Consider the following 15,427-nt stretch of genomic DNA (forward strand, 5'->3'; position numbering starts at 1 on the left):
CGCAATTTTCTACGAACATGCCACCGTTATGCGGCTCCTTCGCAACCCGGAGTTACGGCTCATTACTCGTTTCAAACCAACGGCCCCGGCTCCACCTTATGCGGTGGGCCGGGGCCGTTGCGTTTGGAGCCAACAGGCAGATGTTAGCGACGAATCACGCGCTGGGTGGTAGTGGCACCGGTGGCGGTGGTGAGGCGCAGCACATACAGACCGGGAGCCAGCGTGGGCAGGCCGGGTAAGGGCTGGGCCACGGCGCTCAGCTGCACGCGGCCGGCGTATACCTGCTGGCCCGTTGGGCTGATGAGGGTGGCGGTAGCAGCCTGCGAATCCGGGCTGCCGGGCTGCGCCACGTATAGCGCATCGGTGAAGGGGTTCGGGTAGGCGCCTGAGGTCAGAAGGGCCCCGCGGCTCACGGCCACAACGGAAGAGTATTCGCTGGTGCCGTCCAGATCCAGCTGGCGCAGGCGGTAGTAGCGCACGGCGCCGGTTTTGCCTTCGGCCGAGGCATCGAGGTAGTTGTAGAAGCGGGCCGCGGTGCTGGCACCGGCGGCGGCAATGCGGGCTACTTCCGTGAAGGTGCGGCCATCGGCGGAACGCTCTACCACGAAGGCTTCGCTGTTGATTTCCTGTGCCGTGGCCCAGTTCAGCTGCACTCCGCCGACGGTGGTGCGGCCGGTGAAAGTCGTAAGCACTACTGGCAGCGGCGTACGCAGATTGTTGTTCGCCTGCTCGTAGCGCAGCACGTTGGCCCCGGCTACGTTCGTAGAGCCTGCCACATTGGCCCCCACATTATAATTGCCAAGCAACAGGTCGAGCAGCCCGTCGCCGTCCACATCGGCAATAAGAGGAGCGGCGTACTGGGTAGCTCCCAGGCTGATACCGTTGAAGCTGCTGGTGCTCGTCCCAACGCGGGCAAAGGTGGCCACATTCGCCGCCGACTGCTTGTATTGGTACAGGTTTCCATCAGAGTTCCCAACCAGCAAATCGAGCAGGCCGTCGCCATCAATATCGAGCACTTGGGCCTTACTAACGGCCCCAGCATCGAGCGGAACTGGAGTCGCAGCGTTGGTTACATCCATAATGTAGCCCAGATCCGTGAAGCCGGCTGTGGTATTGCCTTTGGCCACGCTTTGCTCGTAGCGCCGCAGGTAGCCGTTATTGCCTCCCACTAGCACGTCCAGCAGACCGTCGCCGTCCAGATCAACCACCGTGGGGCGGCAGTAGTAGCCATCGGCCGCCACAGCTTCCTTATTAGCGAACAGCACACCACGGCTTTCAAAATTGTTGGGGTCGAAGATGGTGGCGGCGGCTTGCTCGTACAAAAGCACGGTGCCATTGGTTTCGCCTACCAGCATATCCAGCAGGCCGTCGCCATCCAGGTCCGTGATGTAAGGCTTGGCGAAGTTGCTGATAGAAATAGGTGTCTTCGTGCCGGCTACCCCGCCAGTCACCGTACTGGTAGTCAGGGCTACGCCGGCGGGAGTGGTGCCAAAGGAACCGTCGGTGGTGGAGGTTTGCTCGTAGCGGTAGAGCGAGCCGGAGCCAACAGCCCCGTTGTACACTCCAAAACCGACAATCAGATCCAGCAGGCCATCCTTATCCAGATCGGCCAGGCAGGGCGTGGAAAAATCGCCGGCAGTACCAGCGCCCGTTACGGCGGTAGCTGTTGCGGAAAAGGTAAGGGAAGTCGACAGGCGCGTCACGCGGTAGCCTTTGCTAGTGACAGCACTACCCGTAGGTGTATACACGCGTACTACCCCGGTGCTGGCCTGGGGCGGCACCTTCACGGTGAGGGAAGTAGCGGTGGCCGTAAATGACATCAGCTCGCCATTTATTTGTACTGCCGTAGTAGCCAGCAGGCCGGTACCGGTAATCACGAACGAGTCGCCGATGTTGCCATACGTGGGTGAGAAGCTGGTAATGGTTTGGGCCGAAGCCAACCCTGAGCTTACAAGAGCGCACCCCAGAACGGCGGCAGCACGCGAAATAAAGGAGGCAATGTGTTGCATAGGAGGAGCGGGAGGCGGCTTGGTCTGCGCAAGCCAAGGAGAAGAGAAACAGGAAACCAAATGACCAGATCAGCTGGCTCCGACGCGTTCAGAAGCGCTGCTGACCTGACAAAAGTATCGGCTCCTTATCCCCCAAATGCCCCCTTTTATCCAAACCCCCAGGTTTCCTCCACGAACAACTTCCTTTTCTCGCCCAACAGAATTATCGGCCAAGCCGCCAAATGCTTCCTTGCATTATTTCTGGCTACCTGTGTAATTCCAAGCACGCTTTACCCTGTACTTCCGCCCTCCTGCTCAGTGTTCCGCGGCCCGATAACACGCCGGGCAAACCCCGAAAGCAAGCCCACGAATCAGGTTCGGAGGCGGCTAAGCAAAACCGGGTTTCAGGCTATTTTTACCACCGCTCCCGCACCTGGGTGAGCACCTTTTCCATCTCGCCCCGCACGGCGGAGTCGTCGCCGGGGATGTTGTTGTTCAGGAAGCTGAAGGCCAGCAGCCGGCCGCTGCGGGTGCGCACGTAGCCGGTCAGGTTGCAGATGTGGGTGAGCGTGCCGGTTTTGCCCCAGAGCCAGGGCTGGCCCGCCACCACCGGCCGGTAGCGCCGGCGCAGGGTGCCGTGGCCGCCGCCGGGTGCCAGCAGGCTCAGCAGGCGCGGCTCGGGCACTTCCTGGTGCAGCTTGAGTAGCAGGGCCGTGAGGGTGCGGGGCGTGGCCAGGTTCAGGCGCGAAAGGCCGGAGCCATCCACCCACACGGGCGCGTCGGGCAGGTCGAGCAGGAAGCGCTGGCGCACGGCACGAATGGTGCGGGCCGTGTTCAAGGAGTCGGGGGCGAGCTGGGCCGAGCACATCAATAGCAGCTGCTCGGCCAGGAAATTGTCGCTCACCTGCAGCATGCGGCGGTATAGCGAATCGACGGGCAGGCCGGGCAGCGTGCGTATGTTTTCCTGGGGCTGCAGCGCCCACGGCAGCGGCTGCACGGGGCGGCGCAGCGTGTCCTGCAGCAGCTTCAGCAGCAGCTCGGGGCTGGTGCGGAAGGGCGTTTCATCAATCCAGCCTTTGGTGAAGGGCAGCACGAAAAAGCGGTTTTCGAGCACGGCCCGCCGCACGTGGTCGGTGCTCTGGAAGCTGGCCGGCGCGGGCTCTACCATCACCGTAAAGTCGCGGGGCAGCACGCGGGGGCGCTGGTTGGGGCGGGCGTAGAAGCGCACGGTGTGGCCGTAGATGGGAAAAGGGCCGCGCTCGGGCGAATAGTAGTAGTTGTAGTCGTCCCAGCTCCAGCCCGGCCCGAACGGCTCGACGCAGGGAATGGCGGTGTAGAACAGCTTTTCGGGACGGCTTTGCAGGAAGGCGAAGGCGCGGCGCGAGGGCACGTCGCCGTGCAGCAAAGTAGGGTCGCCGGTGCCCCAAAACAGCAGCGAATCATGGCGCACCACGTAGCGCAGGCTGGGCAGCGAGTCGCCGAGCAGGTGCAGGCCGGCGTAGAGGCTGAACAGCTTCATGGTGCTGGCCGGGGTGAAATACTGATCCGAATTCAGCTCATACAGCAGCTCGCCGGTGGTGGCATCGGCCAGGCTCACCCCAACGTGGTGCTGCCGAAATACCGGTGAGGAGTTGATGAGCTTATTGAGCCAGTGCGGACCTTTGCCCCGGCGCAGGGCCGCTTCCATTGCCTGCTCATCATCGCCATTGTGAGGAGCGGCCGGCGTGAGAAAGCCGCAGGCAAGCAGGAGCAGCAGGAGGAAGAAGGGACGCATAGCAGAGCATTTTGGGCGCGCAATATGCAGCTTCAAGCATTAATATCAATATACACTACATATATTTTATTTATAACCGTTTATTATCTCCTACTTAAAGTATAGAATTAACTGAAAAGTGCCTTATGTATTATGGTCTAACGTGAATTGCGGATTACAGAACCAGCCGTTACGATTCCGCGTCGGGCTTCCCTCCTACCCTGCCATTATTGGCGCAACATTCTGCCGCAAGCCCCGCCCGACCCACATATTTGAGTAGCTTTGCGTCCTGTTATGCCAGACAGAACCCTCCCCCCCGCTTCCTCCGCCAAGTACATTTTCGTCACCGGCGGCGTGACCTCCTCCCTGGGCAAAGGCATCATTGCCGCCTCCCTCGCCAAGCTGCTCCAGGCGCGCGGCTTCCGGGTCACCATCCAGAAGTTCGACCCCTACATCAACATCGACCCCGGCACGCTGAACCCCTACGAGCACGGCGAATGCTACGTGACCGACGACGGGGCCGAAACCGACCTCGACCTGGGCCACTACGAGCGGTTTCTGAACGTGCCGACCTCGCAGGCCAACAACGTAACCACCGGCCGCATCTACGATACGGTGATTCGGCAGGAGCGCGAGGGGGCCTACCTAGGCAAAACCGTGCAGGTGGTGCCCCACATCACCGACGAAATCAAGCGGCGCATGATGCTGCTCGGCGAAAAGGGCGAGTTCGACATTGTGATTACCGAAATCGGGGGCTGCATCGGCGACATCGAGAGCCTGCCGTTCGTGGAGGCCGTGCGCCAGCTGCGCTGGGAATTGCCGCCGAATGACTCGGTCGTGATTCACCTCACGCTGCTGCCCTATCTGGCCGCGGCCGGCGAGCTGAAAACCAAGCCCACCCAGCACTCGGTGCGCGACCTGCGCGAGGCCGGCCTGCAGCCCGACATCCTGGTGTGCCGCTCCGAGCACCCCATTCCGATGGAGATGCGCAAGAAGATTGCGCTGTTCTGCAACGTCAAAATCAACTCCGTCATCGAGGCGCTCGATGCCGACAGCATCTACTCCGTGCCGCTGCTCATGCTCAAGGAGCACCTCGATGAGCGGGTTATCAAGAAGATGAAGCTGACCGGCGGCAGCGCCCTGCCCGACCTGGAAATCTGGAAGGACTTCCTGGGCCGGCTCAAAAACCCCACCGAGGAAATCACCATTGCCCTGGTGGGCAAGTACGTGGAGCTGCCCGACGCCTATAAGTCTATCAACGAGGCCTTCGTGCACGCCGGTGCCTTGAACGAGTGCAAGGTGACCGTGCGCAGCATCCAGAGCGACAACATCACCTCCGAAAACATTGCCCAGCTGCTGCACGGCGTCGATGGGGTGTTGGTGGCGCCGGGCTTCGGCGAGCGGGGCTTCGAGGGCAAGATTACGGCTATTCAGTACGTGCGCGAAAACCGGATTCCGTTCTTTGGCATCTGCCTGGGCATGCAGTGCGCGGTGGTGGAGTTTGCCCGCAACGTGCTAAACCTGGAAGGGGCCAGCTCCACGGAAATGGACGCTGCCTCGCCCTACCCCGTCATTGCCATGATGGAGGAGCAGAAAAACATCACCCAGAAGGGCGGCACCATGCGCCTGGGCGCCTACAGCTGCGAGCTGCGCAAGGGCTCCAAAGCCGCCAAAGCCTACGGCCGCAACCACATCAGCGAGCGGCACCGCCACCGCTACGAGTTCAACAACGAGTACCTGCAGGTATTCGAGGAAGCCGGCCTGATTCCTTCGGGCGTGAACCCCGACACCGGACTGGTGGAAGTGGTGGAGCTGGCCGGGCACCCGTGGTTCGTGGGCGGACAGTTTCATCCGGAGCTGAAAAGCACCGTGCAGAACCCGCACCCGCTATTCGTGCGGTTTGTGAAAGCGGCCATTCAGCACCATAAGAACGAGTTGTAGGCGAAAGGCTGTCATTGCGAGGAGGCACGACGAAGCAATCCGTCCTCCGAAATGTGAAAAGCCCTGTTACCCCACAAACCCCTGGCGTATGCGCAACGTCAGGGTTTTTTGCTGAAACAAGGCTTGGCTCATTGTCCAGGACGGATTGCTTCGTCCTTCGTCCTCGCAATGACAGAAAATCAATGCCGCGCTTTCCCCGTACCTTTGCGTTTTGGGGCGCTGGTCGCCCGTTCCTTTTCTCAGTCAGTTCCCTTCGATGGACAAAAACCAAGCAACCGGCCTGTTTCTGATTTCGGCCTTGCTCCTCGTCTACCTGTTTTTCTTCGCGCCCAAGAAGCCCGCAGACAAGCCGGCCGCCAAAGCCACCTCCACCAGCGCCGCCGCCAAAACCGACGCACTGACGGCTTCTGCCCCGCTCGATTCGGCTACGGCCGCCCGCACGCTGGGCGCGTTTGCCGCCGCCGCCCAGGGCACAGCCCAGCAGGTACAGCTGCAAAACCCCAACCTGACGGTCACGTTTTCGACCAAAGGCGGCCGGATTGAAGCCGTGCGGCTGAACAAATACAAGACCTTTTTCGGCAAGCCGATGGATTTGCTGGATGCCCAGAGTGCCCAACTCGACCTGAGCTTCCGCACCACCACGGGCCAGAAAATCCGGCTGTCGGATCTGTATTTCCAGCCTACGGCCGTGGTGCCCGCCACCATCGGGGAGCGGAAGGGCCAGCGCATCACCTTCACGGCCGACGTGGCCGGGGGACGGGTAGAGCAGGTGTATACGCTGCTGGATGATGCTTACGAGCTGGGCTACAACCTGCGTATGCCGGGCCTGACCAACACGCTGGCCCAGGAGCCGCTGACGTTCACCTTCGTGGACCGCGTGCGGCAGACGGAGCAGGATGCACAGCAAAACCGCAACCACAGCACCGTAAACCACTATCTGGCCACCGAAGACCACGGCGCGCTGGCCGAGGCCTCGGAGAACCCCGAGGAAATTGTAGCGTCGGCCCCAGTGAAATGGGCGGCCCACAAGCACGACTTCTTCGTGGCCGGCCTCATTGCCGACAACCAGTTCACAACCGGCAAATTCAACTCCCGCGTAGATCTGGGCGACTCCACGTTTCTGAAAACCATGAGCACCACGCTCACCATTCCGGTGGCCGACGTGCAGCAGGACAAGGCTGGGTTCCGCTATTATTTCGGCCCCAACTCCTTCCCGATCCTGAAAAAAGTAACGCCTGAGTTTGAGCGCAATGTGTATCTGGGCTGGGGCATTTTCCGCTGGGTAAACCAGTTTGTGGTGCTGCCCGTGTTTCACTTCCTGGAGCAGTTCATCGGCTCCTACGGTGTTATCATCGCCATTCTGGTACTCATCATCAAGCTCGTTACCTGGCCTTTGACGTACAAAACCTACGTGTCGCAGGCCAAGATGAAGGTCCTCAAGCCCGAACTCGACGAGCTGAAGGCGAAGTACCCCGACGACCCGACCAAGGTGCAGAGTGAGACGATGAAGATCTACTCGGCCTTCGGGGTGAGCCCACTCAGCGGTTGCGTGCCCACGCTGCTCACCATCCCGATTCTGCTGGCCATGTTCCAGTTCTTCCCCAACGCCATTGAGCTGCGCCAGGAGCATTTCCTGTGGGCCAAAGACCTGAGCAGCTACGACGTGTTCCTCAAGCTGCCCTTCTACATCAAGTGGTACGGCGACCATGTGAGCCTGTTCACGCTGCTCATGACGGCCTCCACCCTGCTCATGACCTGGCAGAGCAGCCAGACCAACTCGCAGATGCAGGGCCAGATGAAGGTGATGGGCTATGCCATGCCCATCGTGTATATGTTCGTGCTGAATAGCTTCGCCGCCGGCCTGACGTGGTACTACTTCGTGTCGAACATGATTACGTTTGGCCAGCAGTTCGTTACCAAGGCCTTCGTGGATGAAACCAAGCTCCGCGCCCAGCTCGAAGCCAACAAAGTGAAGAACAAGGACAAGAAGCCCGGCGGCTTCCAAGCCCGCCTCGCCGAAGCCATGAAAAACGCCCAGGAGCGCGAAGCCCAGGCCAAGCAGGGCGGCAATACGCCGGCCGCCGACAAGCCTAAAAAGCCCACCCGCCGCTCGTAAGCAGCCCGGAAGGACAAGCCACAAAAGCCCAGCTGCTCCGGCAGCTGGGCTTTTGCATTGTTGAAGCTGTTTGGAAAGTCGTCAAACCCAGATTTAGAACGTCATTCCGAGCGAAGTCGAGGAATCTCGCGTGCTGACGCAGGATTAGTACTCAGACATCAGCACGCGAGATTCCTCGACTTCGCTCGGAATGACGTTCATTTGGACTTTCTAAACGGCTTCGTTTCTTGCGCTAGCCACCGGGTCCGACTCGGTTTTTGAAATTTGCCCCGCAATCCTTTTTCTCCCACGCTATGCGCCTGCTTTCCTCCCTGCTGCTTGCCCTACTTTTGAGCGCCGCTTCGGCCGCCGCGCAGTCCACGCCACCCGCCAAAACGGCTGCGCCCACTGCCAAAACCAAGCAGAAAGTGAAAGCCGCGAAGCCCGCCCGCCGGGCCGTGGCCCCGAAGCCGCAGGCCGCGCCGGTCATCGTGTTTCGCAAAACGTCCTGCTACGGCCCCTGCCCCGAGTTTGAGGCCACCATCTACGCCACCGGCCGCGTGACGTACATGGGCCGTAGCAACGTGCGCATGATTGGCCTCCACGAGCTACAGCTCCCTTCCGCTACCGTGGCCAGAATACTGGCCGATGCCCAGACCCTCGGCTTCCGCAAGCTGCAGGAGCGCTACACCAAAAACGCCACCGACTTGCCCTCCACCTTCCTCAGCATCCGCCAGCCCGACGGCACGCTCAAAACCGTGCAGGTAGAAGAAGCCGCCCCCGCCGCCCTGCAAGCCCTGCTCAACTACATAAGCACCGAGCTGGACAAGATTTCGGGTAATGTAGCCCCCACGGATAGGTGAAGTGTCATTGCGAGGACGAAGGACGAAGCAATCCGTCCTGGACAATGAGCTAAGCTTTGTTTCAGCAAAAAGCCCTGACGTAGTGCATACGTCAGGGCTTTTTAGGTAAATAGGGCTTTCTTCGTTTTCCAGGACGGATTGCTTCGTCCTTCGTCCTCGCAATGACAGCTTACTCCTTCCTTACCTGCTCCAGCACCAGCTGGTTCATCGGGTTTGGGGTCAGGCCCTTGATATTATTCTGGGTGAGGCGCACCACTTCGTCGTAATACAGGGCAATGACGGGGCATTCATCCACGATGATGCGGTCCATCTGGCGGTAGAGGTCGTAGCGCTTTTCCACGTTCTGCTCAAGGTTGGCCTGCTCGTAGAGGCGGTCGTAGGTGGCACTTTTGAAGTGGGTTTTATTGGGGCCGGCCGGGGCGAAGTTCTTGCTGTAGAACAGGGCCAGGTAATTTTCCGCGTCGGGGTAGTCGCCGAGCCAGCTTTTGGTGAAGAAGGGGGCGCGGCCGTTGTCCACCATTTCCTGCTGCGCCCCGCCTTGGTTGATGTCGATGGCGACCTGCACGCCCACATCGGCCCAGTTTTTCTGCAGATACTCGCACACTTCCTTGCGCTCCACCAGCGTGCTCAGGTGCAGCGTCAGCGGCTTGCCGGGGCCGTAGCCAGCCGCTTTCAGCAGCTCCCGCGCCTTGGCGGGCTGATACGAATAACCTGGCACCAGTGTGGCACTATAGGAGGGCAAGGACGACGGCACGAAGCCCGAAATGCCCGGCACGCCCACGTTATTGAGGAAATAGGCAATCAGCTCAGGCTTGTTCAGGGCGTAGTTCAGGGCCTGGCGCACGCGCTTGTCGCGCAGGGCCGGGTTGGCCGCCTCGCCGCGCAAATTCGTGGCATCGAGCTGGAAGCCGAGGTATTCGGTATTCAGATACGGCACTTTCTGCAGCCGGAACTTGCCTTTGAAGTCGTCGCGCACCGTGCCGTTGGGATAGAGAATAAGGTCGCGACTGCCGGCCCGGATGCCGCTGAGGAAATCGAGCTTGCCCTGCTGGAAGGTCAGAAACTCGGTTTTGCGGTCCTGAATGAAGCTGATCTGCACCGCGTCGAGGTAGGGCAGCTGCTGGCCTTTTGCGTCGCGCTTCCAGTAGGTGGGGTTGCGGTGGTAGATGATGGCGTTGCCCTCGTCCCATTCTTTGAACCGGAACGGGCCCGTGCCCACCGGATGCTCGCGGAAGTCTTTGCCGTACTTCGCCACCGCCTCGCGGGGCACCACATACGCATACGGCATGGCCAGAATACCCAGAAACGGAATAAACGGCTCCTTCAGGTACACCCGCAGCGTACTATCATTCAAAGCTTTGAAGCAGGTATCCGCGGGCTCGCCGGCAGCGTTCTCCAGCACCTTGCCCCGGAAAATCCAGCCGCCGGGGCTGGCGGTAGTCTTGTCGAGCAGGCGGCGAAAGCTATATACGAAATCGGGCGCCGTGACGGCCCGGCCCTGGCCGCCGGCAAATACGTCAGAGTCGTGGAAGCGCACGTTGGGGCGCAGCGTGAAGGTATACTGCCGGCCATCGGCCGACACCTCGTAGCGCCGGGCCAGCGCGGGCACGGGCTGCAGCGCCGAATCCAGCTCCACCAGGCCATTATACAGCTGGGTAACGGCCCAGATGTTGGCCTGCCGGTTGGCAAACGCCGGGTCCAGCGAGGTCAGCGACTCGGGCTGATTGTAGCGGAACACGCGCCGTGCGTCGGTGGGCTGCTCGGGGCGGCCGCAGCCGGCCAGGGCCGCGAGCGGCAGGACAACGGAAACGGCAAAACGGCGGGCAAACGAAAGCATAGGAACGGGGGAATCACGTATATTTGTCAGACAAAGGTATCCGGTTTGCGGCAGGGGCCGCGCCCGACTTCACTACCTTGGTCAAGCTCCCGGCAGCCGGCAATCAGCCAGCCGCCGGGGCTTTCAACCCTCAAGCCGACAAGCCAGCCGCTGACAGTCAGCCGCGAACAGCTTCTATAACACACATGGGAAAAATCATTGCGGTAGCCAATCAGAAGGGCGGTGTGGGCAAAACCACCTCGGCGATTAACCTGGCGGCCAGCCTGGCCGCGCTGGAATATCGGACGCTGCTGGTGGATGCCGATCCGCAGGCCAACGCCACTTCCGGCGTGGGCTTCGACCCGAAGGACATCGAAAACAGCATCTACGAGTGCATGGTCGACGGCATCAACGCCCAGGACATCATCCTGCAAACCCAGGTGCTCCCCCACCTCGACCTGATGCCCTCCCACATCGACTTGGTAGGGGCCGAGGTGGAGATGATCAACCTGCCCAACCGGGAGGAAAAGATGAAGGACGCCCTGCGCCCGCTGGCCGACCTCTACGACTTCATCATCATCGACTGCTCCCCTTCCTTGGGTCTGATTACGGTGAATGCCCTCACGGCCGCGCACTCGGTCATCGTGCCCGTGCAGTGCGAGTATTTCGCCCTCGAAGGCCTGGGCAAGCTGCTCAACACCATCAAGATCATTCAGAGCCGCCTGAACGAGGAGCTGGAAATCGAGGGCATCCTGCTCACGATGTACGACGTGCGCCTGCGCCTCTCCAACCAAGTGGTGGAGGAAGTGAAGCTGCACTTCCAGCAGCTGGTGTTCGATACCATCATCCCGCGCAATGTGAAGCTGTCGGAGTCGCCAAGCTTCGGCATCCCGGTCATCCTGCACGACGCGGAAAGCAAAGGCAGCATCAGCTACCTGAACCTGGCCCGCGAAATCGTGGAGAAAAACATCGTAGCCGGCACCTCGGAAGCGGCAGAGGGCGAGGCGGCGTAAAGTGTTTCTGATTAACGGATAAAGCAACGGCCGGCGAAATTCGCCGGCCGTTTTCGTTTTTACGCTGTTCTTGGGCTGGGTGCAGCACTACCAAAATCGGTATGTCAGATGCACTGTTTTTGAATAACGAACAGGGCTTTGTGCAGTGAGGGCATTGTTGTTTGTCCAGGCCGGAATTAAAGCCCAAGAGAATTCCATTCGCCGGAGCTGCTGATAGCGAACTACAGTTGAAGATAACACATCCATCCACACTTGCAGCAATACCCATGTTGTACGCCGCTTTTGTACTACGAAGCCAAGACTGCTAACATTTTTTTGAGTTTTGTCTCCCGTTCGATTTTGTATGTATCGCCCCACACTGCTAAAATTTCAGGGAGCAATTGTCGCCTAATTGCTGTCTTTGCTAATTCATTAAAGTCTCTGTCAATTTTACCGTCTAAATACAATTGCCCAAAAGCAATAGAAATAATTGCAGCGCCGATGCCTGACATATAACGGCTACCTAAGTCGCTTTGCTTTAAATATAGAGTCAACTTTTTTATATCTGTTTCACAAATGTCAAACTTGGGATAACCCCAATATTCGATTTGCTCAAGCAGAAATACTTTTGGATTTTCGTTACTATGACTTTGTCGCCAGTCATTAAAACCTGCGTAAGTGTCTGCTCCGTCGTCATTACCAAAAGGCCCAGTTTCGTCAATAGGGCTAAAATAAAATTCTTCTTTCAATAGTTCTTTTGCTCTCGGGTGAGCTTTGCCAAAAGCAGGTGAATAGTCCGACATATTTTTAGTTTGCTTTTGCGTTGTATCGATTTTGAGAATGTTACTGCCTTTTTGCGAATTGTCTTTTGTCTGTCCACAAGCAGTTGAAGCCAACAGTAAGTATGCTAAGATTTGAGGTTTCATAAATTGCTTGTAACATCCGGATACCCGCTACTTTCACCCACGCCCAAGTTGCTCCAAGCAAACCAACGGCAGCCCGTTACCCGCAACTCAGCGACCCATCCCGCTAGCGGCAATCCAGCGACGGGCCCCGCTAAGGTAAGCAAACGCCCCACTCGTTACTCCCGCCATCCAAAGACACTCCGAATATCTGAAGCAACTGATGCCCAGAACCTGCCTGGACCGCGCTGCAAAGGCCCTAGCTGACAAGCTGAGAGCCAGCGCAAACCCCCAATGTTCCACGACTTTTTCTTCCCCGTGGAACATTTTTTCCGCCGCTTCGCCGGCGTTTGTGTATTTTTGACCTCCGCTTTCGCCCGGTACTGGGCGCGGGCCGCTTGTAGGTATGTCAGAGACGAACGAAGAGAAAACTACGCCGGCCGCGGCTCCCGCCGCCGCCAAACGCAAAATCGGGGGCCTCGGCCGGGGCCTGAACGCCCTGATTGAGGGCAGCTATGAGAAGAAGGGCGAGCGGCTGGTGTCGCACCCCATGAACTCGGTGGGCTTCATTCCGGTGGCCCACATCGAGGCCAACCCCTACCAGCCCCGCACCCACTTCGACCAGGAAGCGCTGCAGGAGCTGGCCGAATCCATCCGCGTGCAGGGCATCATTCAGCCCGTAACGGTGCGGCAGATGGGCACCAACTCCTACCAGCTCATTTCGGGCGAGCGGCGTTTGCAGGCCTCCAAGCTGGCCGGGCTGGATACCATTCCGGCCTACATCCGTAAGGCCGACGACCAGCAGATGCTGGAAATGGCCCTGATTGAGAACATTCAGCGCGAAAACCTCAACGCCATCGAAATTGCCCTCAGCTACCAGCGCCTGGTGAGTGAGTGCAACCTGAAGCAGGAGGAGCTGGGTGACCGGGTGGGCAAAAACCGCTCGACCGTGACCAACTACCTGCGCCTGCTCAAGCTGCCGCCCGACATCCAGATCGGTCTGCGCGACACGGCCATTTCGATGGGCCACGCCCGCGCCCTGATCAACATTGAGAATGCCGACCAGCAGTTGGCGCTGTTCCACCGCATCCTGGCTGAAGACCTTTCGGTGCGCAAGGTGGAGCAGCTGGTGCGGGCCGGCGGGGCCGCCCCCAAGGCGGCCGAGGCCCCCACGGCCCAGCAGGTGCAGGAGCAGCAGGTACACATTCCGGTGGCCGAGCTGCGCCGCACCGAGCGCTACCTCTCCGACCGGTTTGGCAGCAAAGTGCTGGTGAAACCCGGCCCGCAGGGCAATGGCGAGATTAAAATTGCGTTCGACTCGGTGGAAGACATGCAGCGCATTCTGCACATTCTGCAACCGGCTTAGGCCTTATTTCTCTTTGCTATGATCGGGCTTCGCACCGCAACGGCTGCGCTGGTTTTGCCGGCAACCCTGGCCCTGGCCCCCGCCGCGCACGCCCAGGCCGCCCTGACCGCGGGTCCCGACTCGGCGCGGGTGAGCACCCCGGCGGTTCCGGACTCCTCGCGGCGCACCGAGAAGCTGTTTGGGTTGCGGATGACGCGGCCGGCCAAGGCGGGCCTACTCTCGGCGCTGCTGCCCGGCACCGGCCAGATCTATAACCGCCGCTACTGGAAGCTGCCGCTGGTGTACGGGGCCATTGGGGGCACCATCTACGGCGAAATTCACTACCAGCGGCTGTATAAGGAGTACAAGACGGCGTATGAAGGGTTCCTGTCCCGGCCCCGGGTGCTACCTTCCGGCCCGAACAAAGACATTATTCCCGACAGCGCGGTGGCTTACCGCGGCGTGGTGGCCTACCGCACCCCGCGCGACCAGTACTACTTCTACATCGGCGTGGCCTACGCGCTGAACATTCTGGATGCCGTGGTGGATGCCCACCTGCGCGACTTCGACATCAGCGACGACCTGAGCCTGCACTGGGAACCCACGCTGCTGCGAATGCCCACGGCCCTGCCTACGCCCGGCGTCATGCTTACCCTCAATCTGAACTCCCGGCGCGCGGCGCGCCCAACCACTACCTTATGAAACTGCTGCTGATTGGCTACGGCAAAATGGGCCAGGCCATCGAGGCCCAGGCCATTGCCCGCGGCCACCAGATTGTCGGCCTCGTGGACCCCTCGCGGCCCGAAACCCGCATCACCGATTTCGACGCGTCCTCCGTCGATGTGGCCATCGAATTCACTCACCCCGACGCGGCTTTTGCCAACGTAATGGCCTGCCTGAATCAGGGCCTGCCGGTGGTGTGCGGCTCCACGGGCTGGCTGCACCACTTCGCCGAGGCCAAAGCCTTGGCCCAGCAAACCGGCGGGGCCTTGTTCTACGCCTCCAACTACAGCGTGGGCGTGAACCTGTTCTTTCACTTCAACGAGTACATTGCCGCCAAAATGCACCAGTTCGGGGGCTATGATGTGCAGGTGCGCGAAATTCATCATACCCAGAAAGTGGATCAGCCCAGCGGCACAGCCCTCACGGCTGCCGAGGCCATTCTGCGCCACTTCCCGACCAAAAACACCTGGCGCAACGAGCCCACGCAGGCCCCCAACGAACTGGCCATCCTATCGGAGCGCACGGGCCAGGTGGTGGGCACGCACATCGTCACGTATTCGTCGGAAGCTGATAGCATCGAGTTGAAGCACGAGGCCCACAGCCGCGACGGGTTCGTACAGGGCGCTTTGCTGGCGGCCGAGTGGCTGCCCGGCCGCCGGGGCGTGTTTGGTATGAAAGAGCTGCTGGGGCTGTAGATTTTTGGTTTTTGGTTGTGAAGCGGTTTAAGAAGTCGAAGCGCCTGTCATCCTGAGCAAAGCGAAGGACCTTCCTCGGTGAAGCGACAAGCCTTTTTAAACGAGTAAAGCTCTTTATCCGCTTGTGACAGAGAGATTTGTGCGTTGAAAAGCGTTTTTCAGTAGCCGAAGAGGAAGGTCCTTCGCTTTGCTCAGGATGACAGGTGCTTCGACTTCTTAAACCGCTTCACAACCAAAAACAACTAACTAAAAACCAACCACCAGAAACGAAATTCAGATATTACATCGTTTAAGAGCGGCTCCTGCTGCTTCAT

11 protein-coding genes are annotated in these 15,427 nt (G+C 59.7%); 7 read left to right on the top strand and 4 right to left on the bottom strand.

Features of this window, described 5'->3' with window-relative positions; translation table 11 throughout:
- Window positions 1–143 precede the first annotated feature (143 nt).
- Together BUB62_RS03100 and BUB62_RS03105 are read right to left on the bottom strand one after the other, a co-directional pair.
- Complete coding sequence (locus tag BUB62_RS03100; RefSeq protein ID WP_084538791.1) at window positions 144–2,009, bottom strand: FG-GAP-like repeat-containing protein; 1,866 nt, start codon at window positions 2,007–2,009, stop codon at window positions 144–146.
- A gap of 394 nt (window positions 2,010–2,403) precedes the next feature.
- Complete coding sequence (locus BUB62_RS03105; RefSeq protein ID WP_084538792.1) at window positions 2,404–3,762, bottom strand: D-alanyl-D-alanine carboxypeptidase/D-alanyl-D-alanine-endopeptidase; 1,359 nt, start codon at window positions 3,760–3,762, stop codon at window positions 2,404–2,406.
- Window positions 3,763–4,035: 273 nt separating this feature from the next.
- On the opposite strand from BUB62_RS03105, the gene BUB62_RS03110 reads away from it, so the two are divergent.
- The 3 genes from BUB62_RS03110 to BUB62_RS03120 all read left to right on the top strand — a co-directional run bounded on the left by BUB62_RS03110 (window position 4,036) and on the right by BUB62_RS03120 (window position 8,640).
- Window positions 4,036–5,682: a CTP synthase gene (locus tag BUB62_RS03110; protein ID WP_073106097.1), complete on the top strand. Its 1,647-nt coding sequence runs from the start codon at window positions 4,036–4,038 to the stop codon at window positions 5,680–5,682.
- A 256-nt stretch (window positions 5,683–5,938) separates the two neighbouring features.
- A complete protein-coding gene (gene yidC / locus BUB62_RS03115; protein WP_073106101.1) occupies window positions 5,939–7,798 on the top strand; it encodes a membrane protein insertase YidC in 1,860 nt (619 codons plus the stop codon).
- Between the two features lie 293 nt (window positions 7,799–8,091).
- The gene (locus tag BUB62_RS03120) at window positions 8,092–8,640 is read left to right on the top strand and encodes a DUF6438 domain-containing protein (RefSeq protein ID WP_073106103.1); all 549 of its coding nucleotides are present in this window, start codon (window positions 8,092–8,094) and stop codon (window positions 8,638–8,640) included.
- A gap of 169 nt (window positions 8,641–8,809) precedes the next feature.
- Here the strand turns inward: BUB62_RS03120 and BUB62_RS03125 are convergent, their stop codons facing one another.
- Complete coding sequence (locus tag BUB62_RS03125; RefSeq protein ID WP_073106105.1) at window positions 8,810–10,477, bottom strand: ABC transporter substrate-binding protein; 1,668 nt, start codon at window positions 10,475–10,477, stop codon at window positions 8,810–8,812.
- A gap of 185 nt (window positions 10,478–10,662) precedes the next feature.
- Here BUB62_RS03125 and BUB62_RS03130 point away from each other — a divergent pair, with 185 nt between their 5' ends.
- Complete coding sequence (locus BUB62_RS03130) at window positions 10,663–11,469, top strand: ParA family protein (protein WP_073106108.1); 807 nt, start codon at window positions 10,663–10,665, stop codon at window positions 11,467–11,469.
- Between the two features lie 287 nt (window positions 11,470–11,756).
- Here BUB62_RS03130 and BUB62_RS18905 read toward each other — a convergent pair whose 3' ends face one another.
- On the bottom strand, window positions 11,757–12,374 hold the full coding sequence (locus BUB62_RS18905; RefSeq protein ID WP_143164005.1) for a hypothetical protein: 618 nt from the start codon (window positions 12,372–12,374) through the stop codon (window positions 11,757–11,759).
- A gap of 382 nt (window positions 12,375–12,756) precedes the next feature.
- On the opposite strand from BUB62_RS18905, the gene BUB62_RS03135 reads away from it, so the two are divergent.
- From BUB62_RS03135 to dapB, 3 genes are read left to right on the top strand one after another with little or no spacing between them, the layout of a single operon-like run.
- On the top strand, window positions 12,757–13,716 hold the full coding sequence (locus tag BUB62_RS03135) for a ParB/RepB/Spo0J family partition protein (RefSeq protein ID WP_084538793.1): 960 nt from the start codon (window positions 12,757–12,759) through the stop codon (window positions 13,714–13,716).
- An 18-nt stretch (window positions 13,717–13,734) separates the two neighbouring features.
- Window positions 13,735–14,397, top strand: a complete 663-nt coding sequence (locus tag BUB62_RS03140) for a DUF5683 domain-containing protein (protein ID WP_073106110.1) — start codon at window positions 13,735–13,737, stop codon at window positions 14,395–14,397.
- Window positions 14,394–15,113 (top strand): 4-hydroxy-tetrahydrodipicolinate reductase, encoded by a 720-nt coding sequence (dapB, locus tag BUB62_RS03145; protein WP_073106113.1) that lies wholly within the window; start codon window positions 14,394–14,396, stop codon window positions 15,111–15,113. Before BUB62_RS03140 ends, dapB begins: the two co-directional genes overlap by 4 nt.
- Window positions 15,114–15,427 lie beyond the last annotated feature (314 nt).

The sequence above is a fragment of the Hymenobacter daecheongensis DSM 21074 genome (genome assembly GCF_900141805.1).
GTDB lineage: Bacteria > Bacteroidota > Bacteroidia > Cytophagales > Hymenobacteraceae > Hymenobacter > Hymenobacter daecheongensis.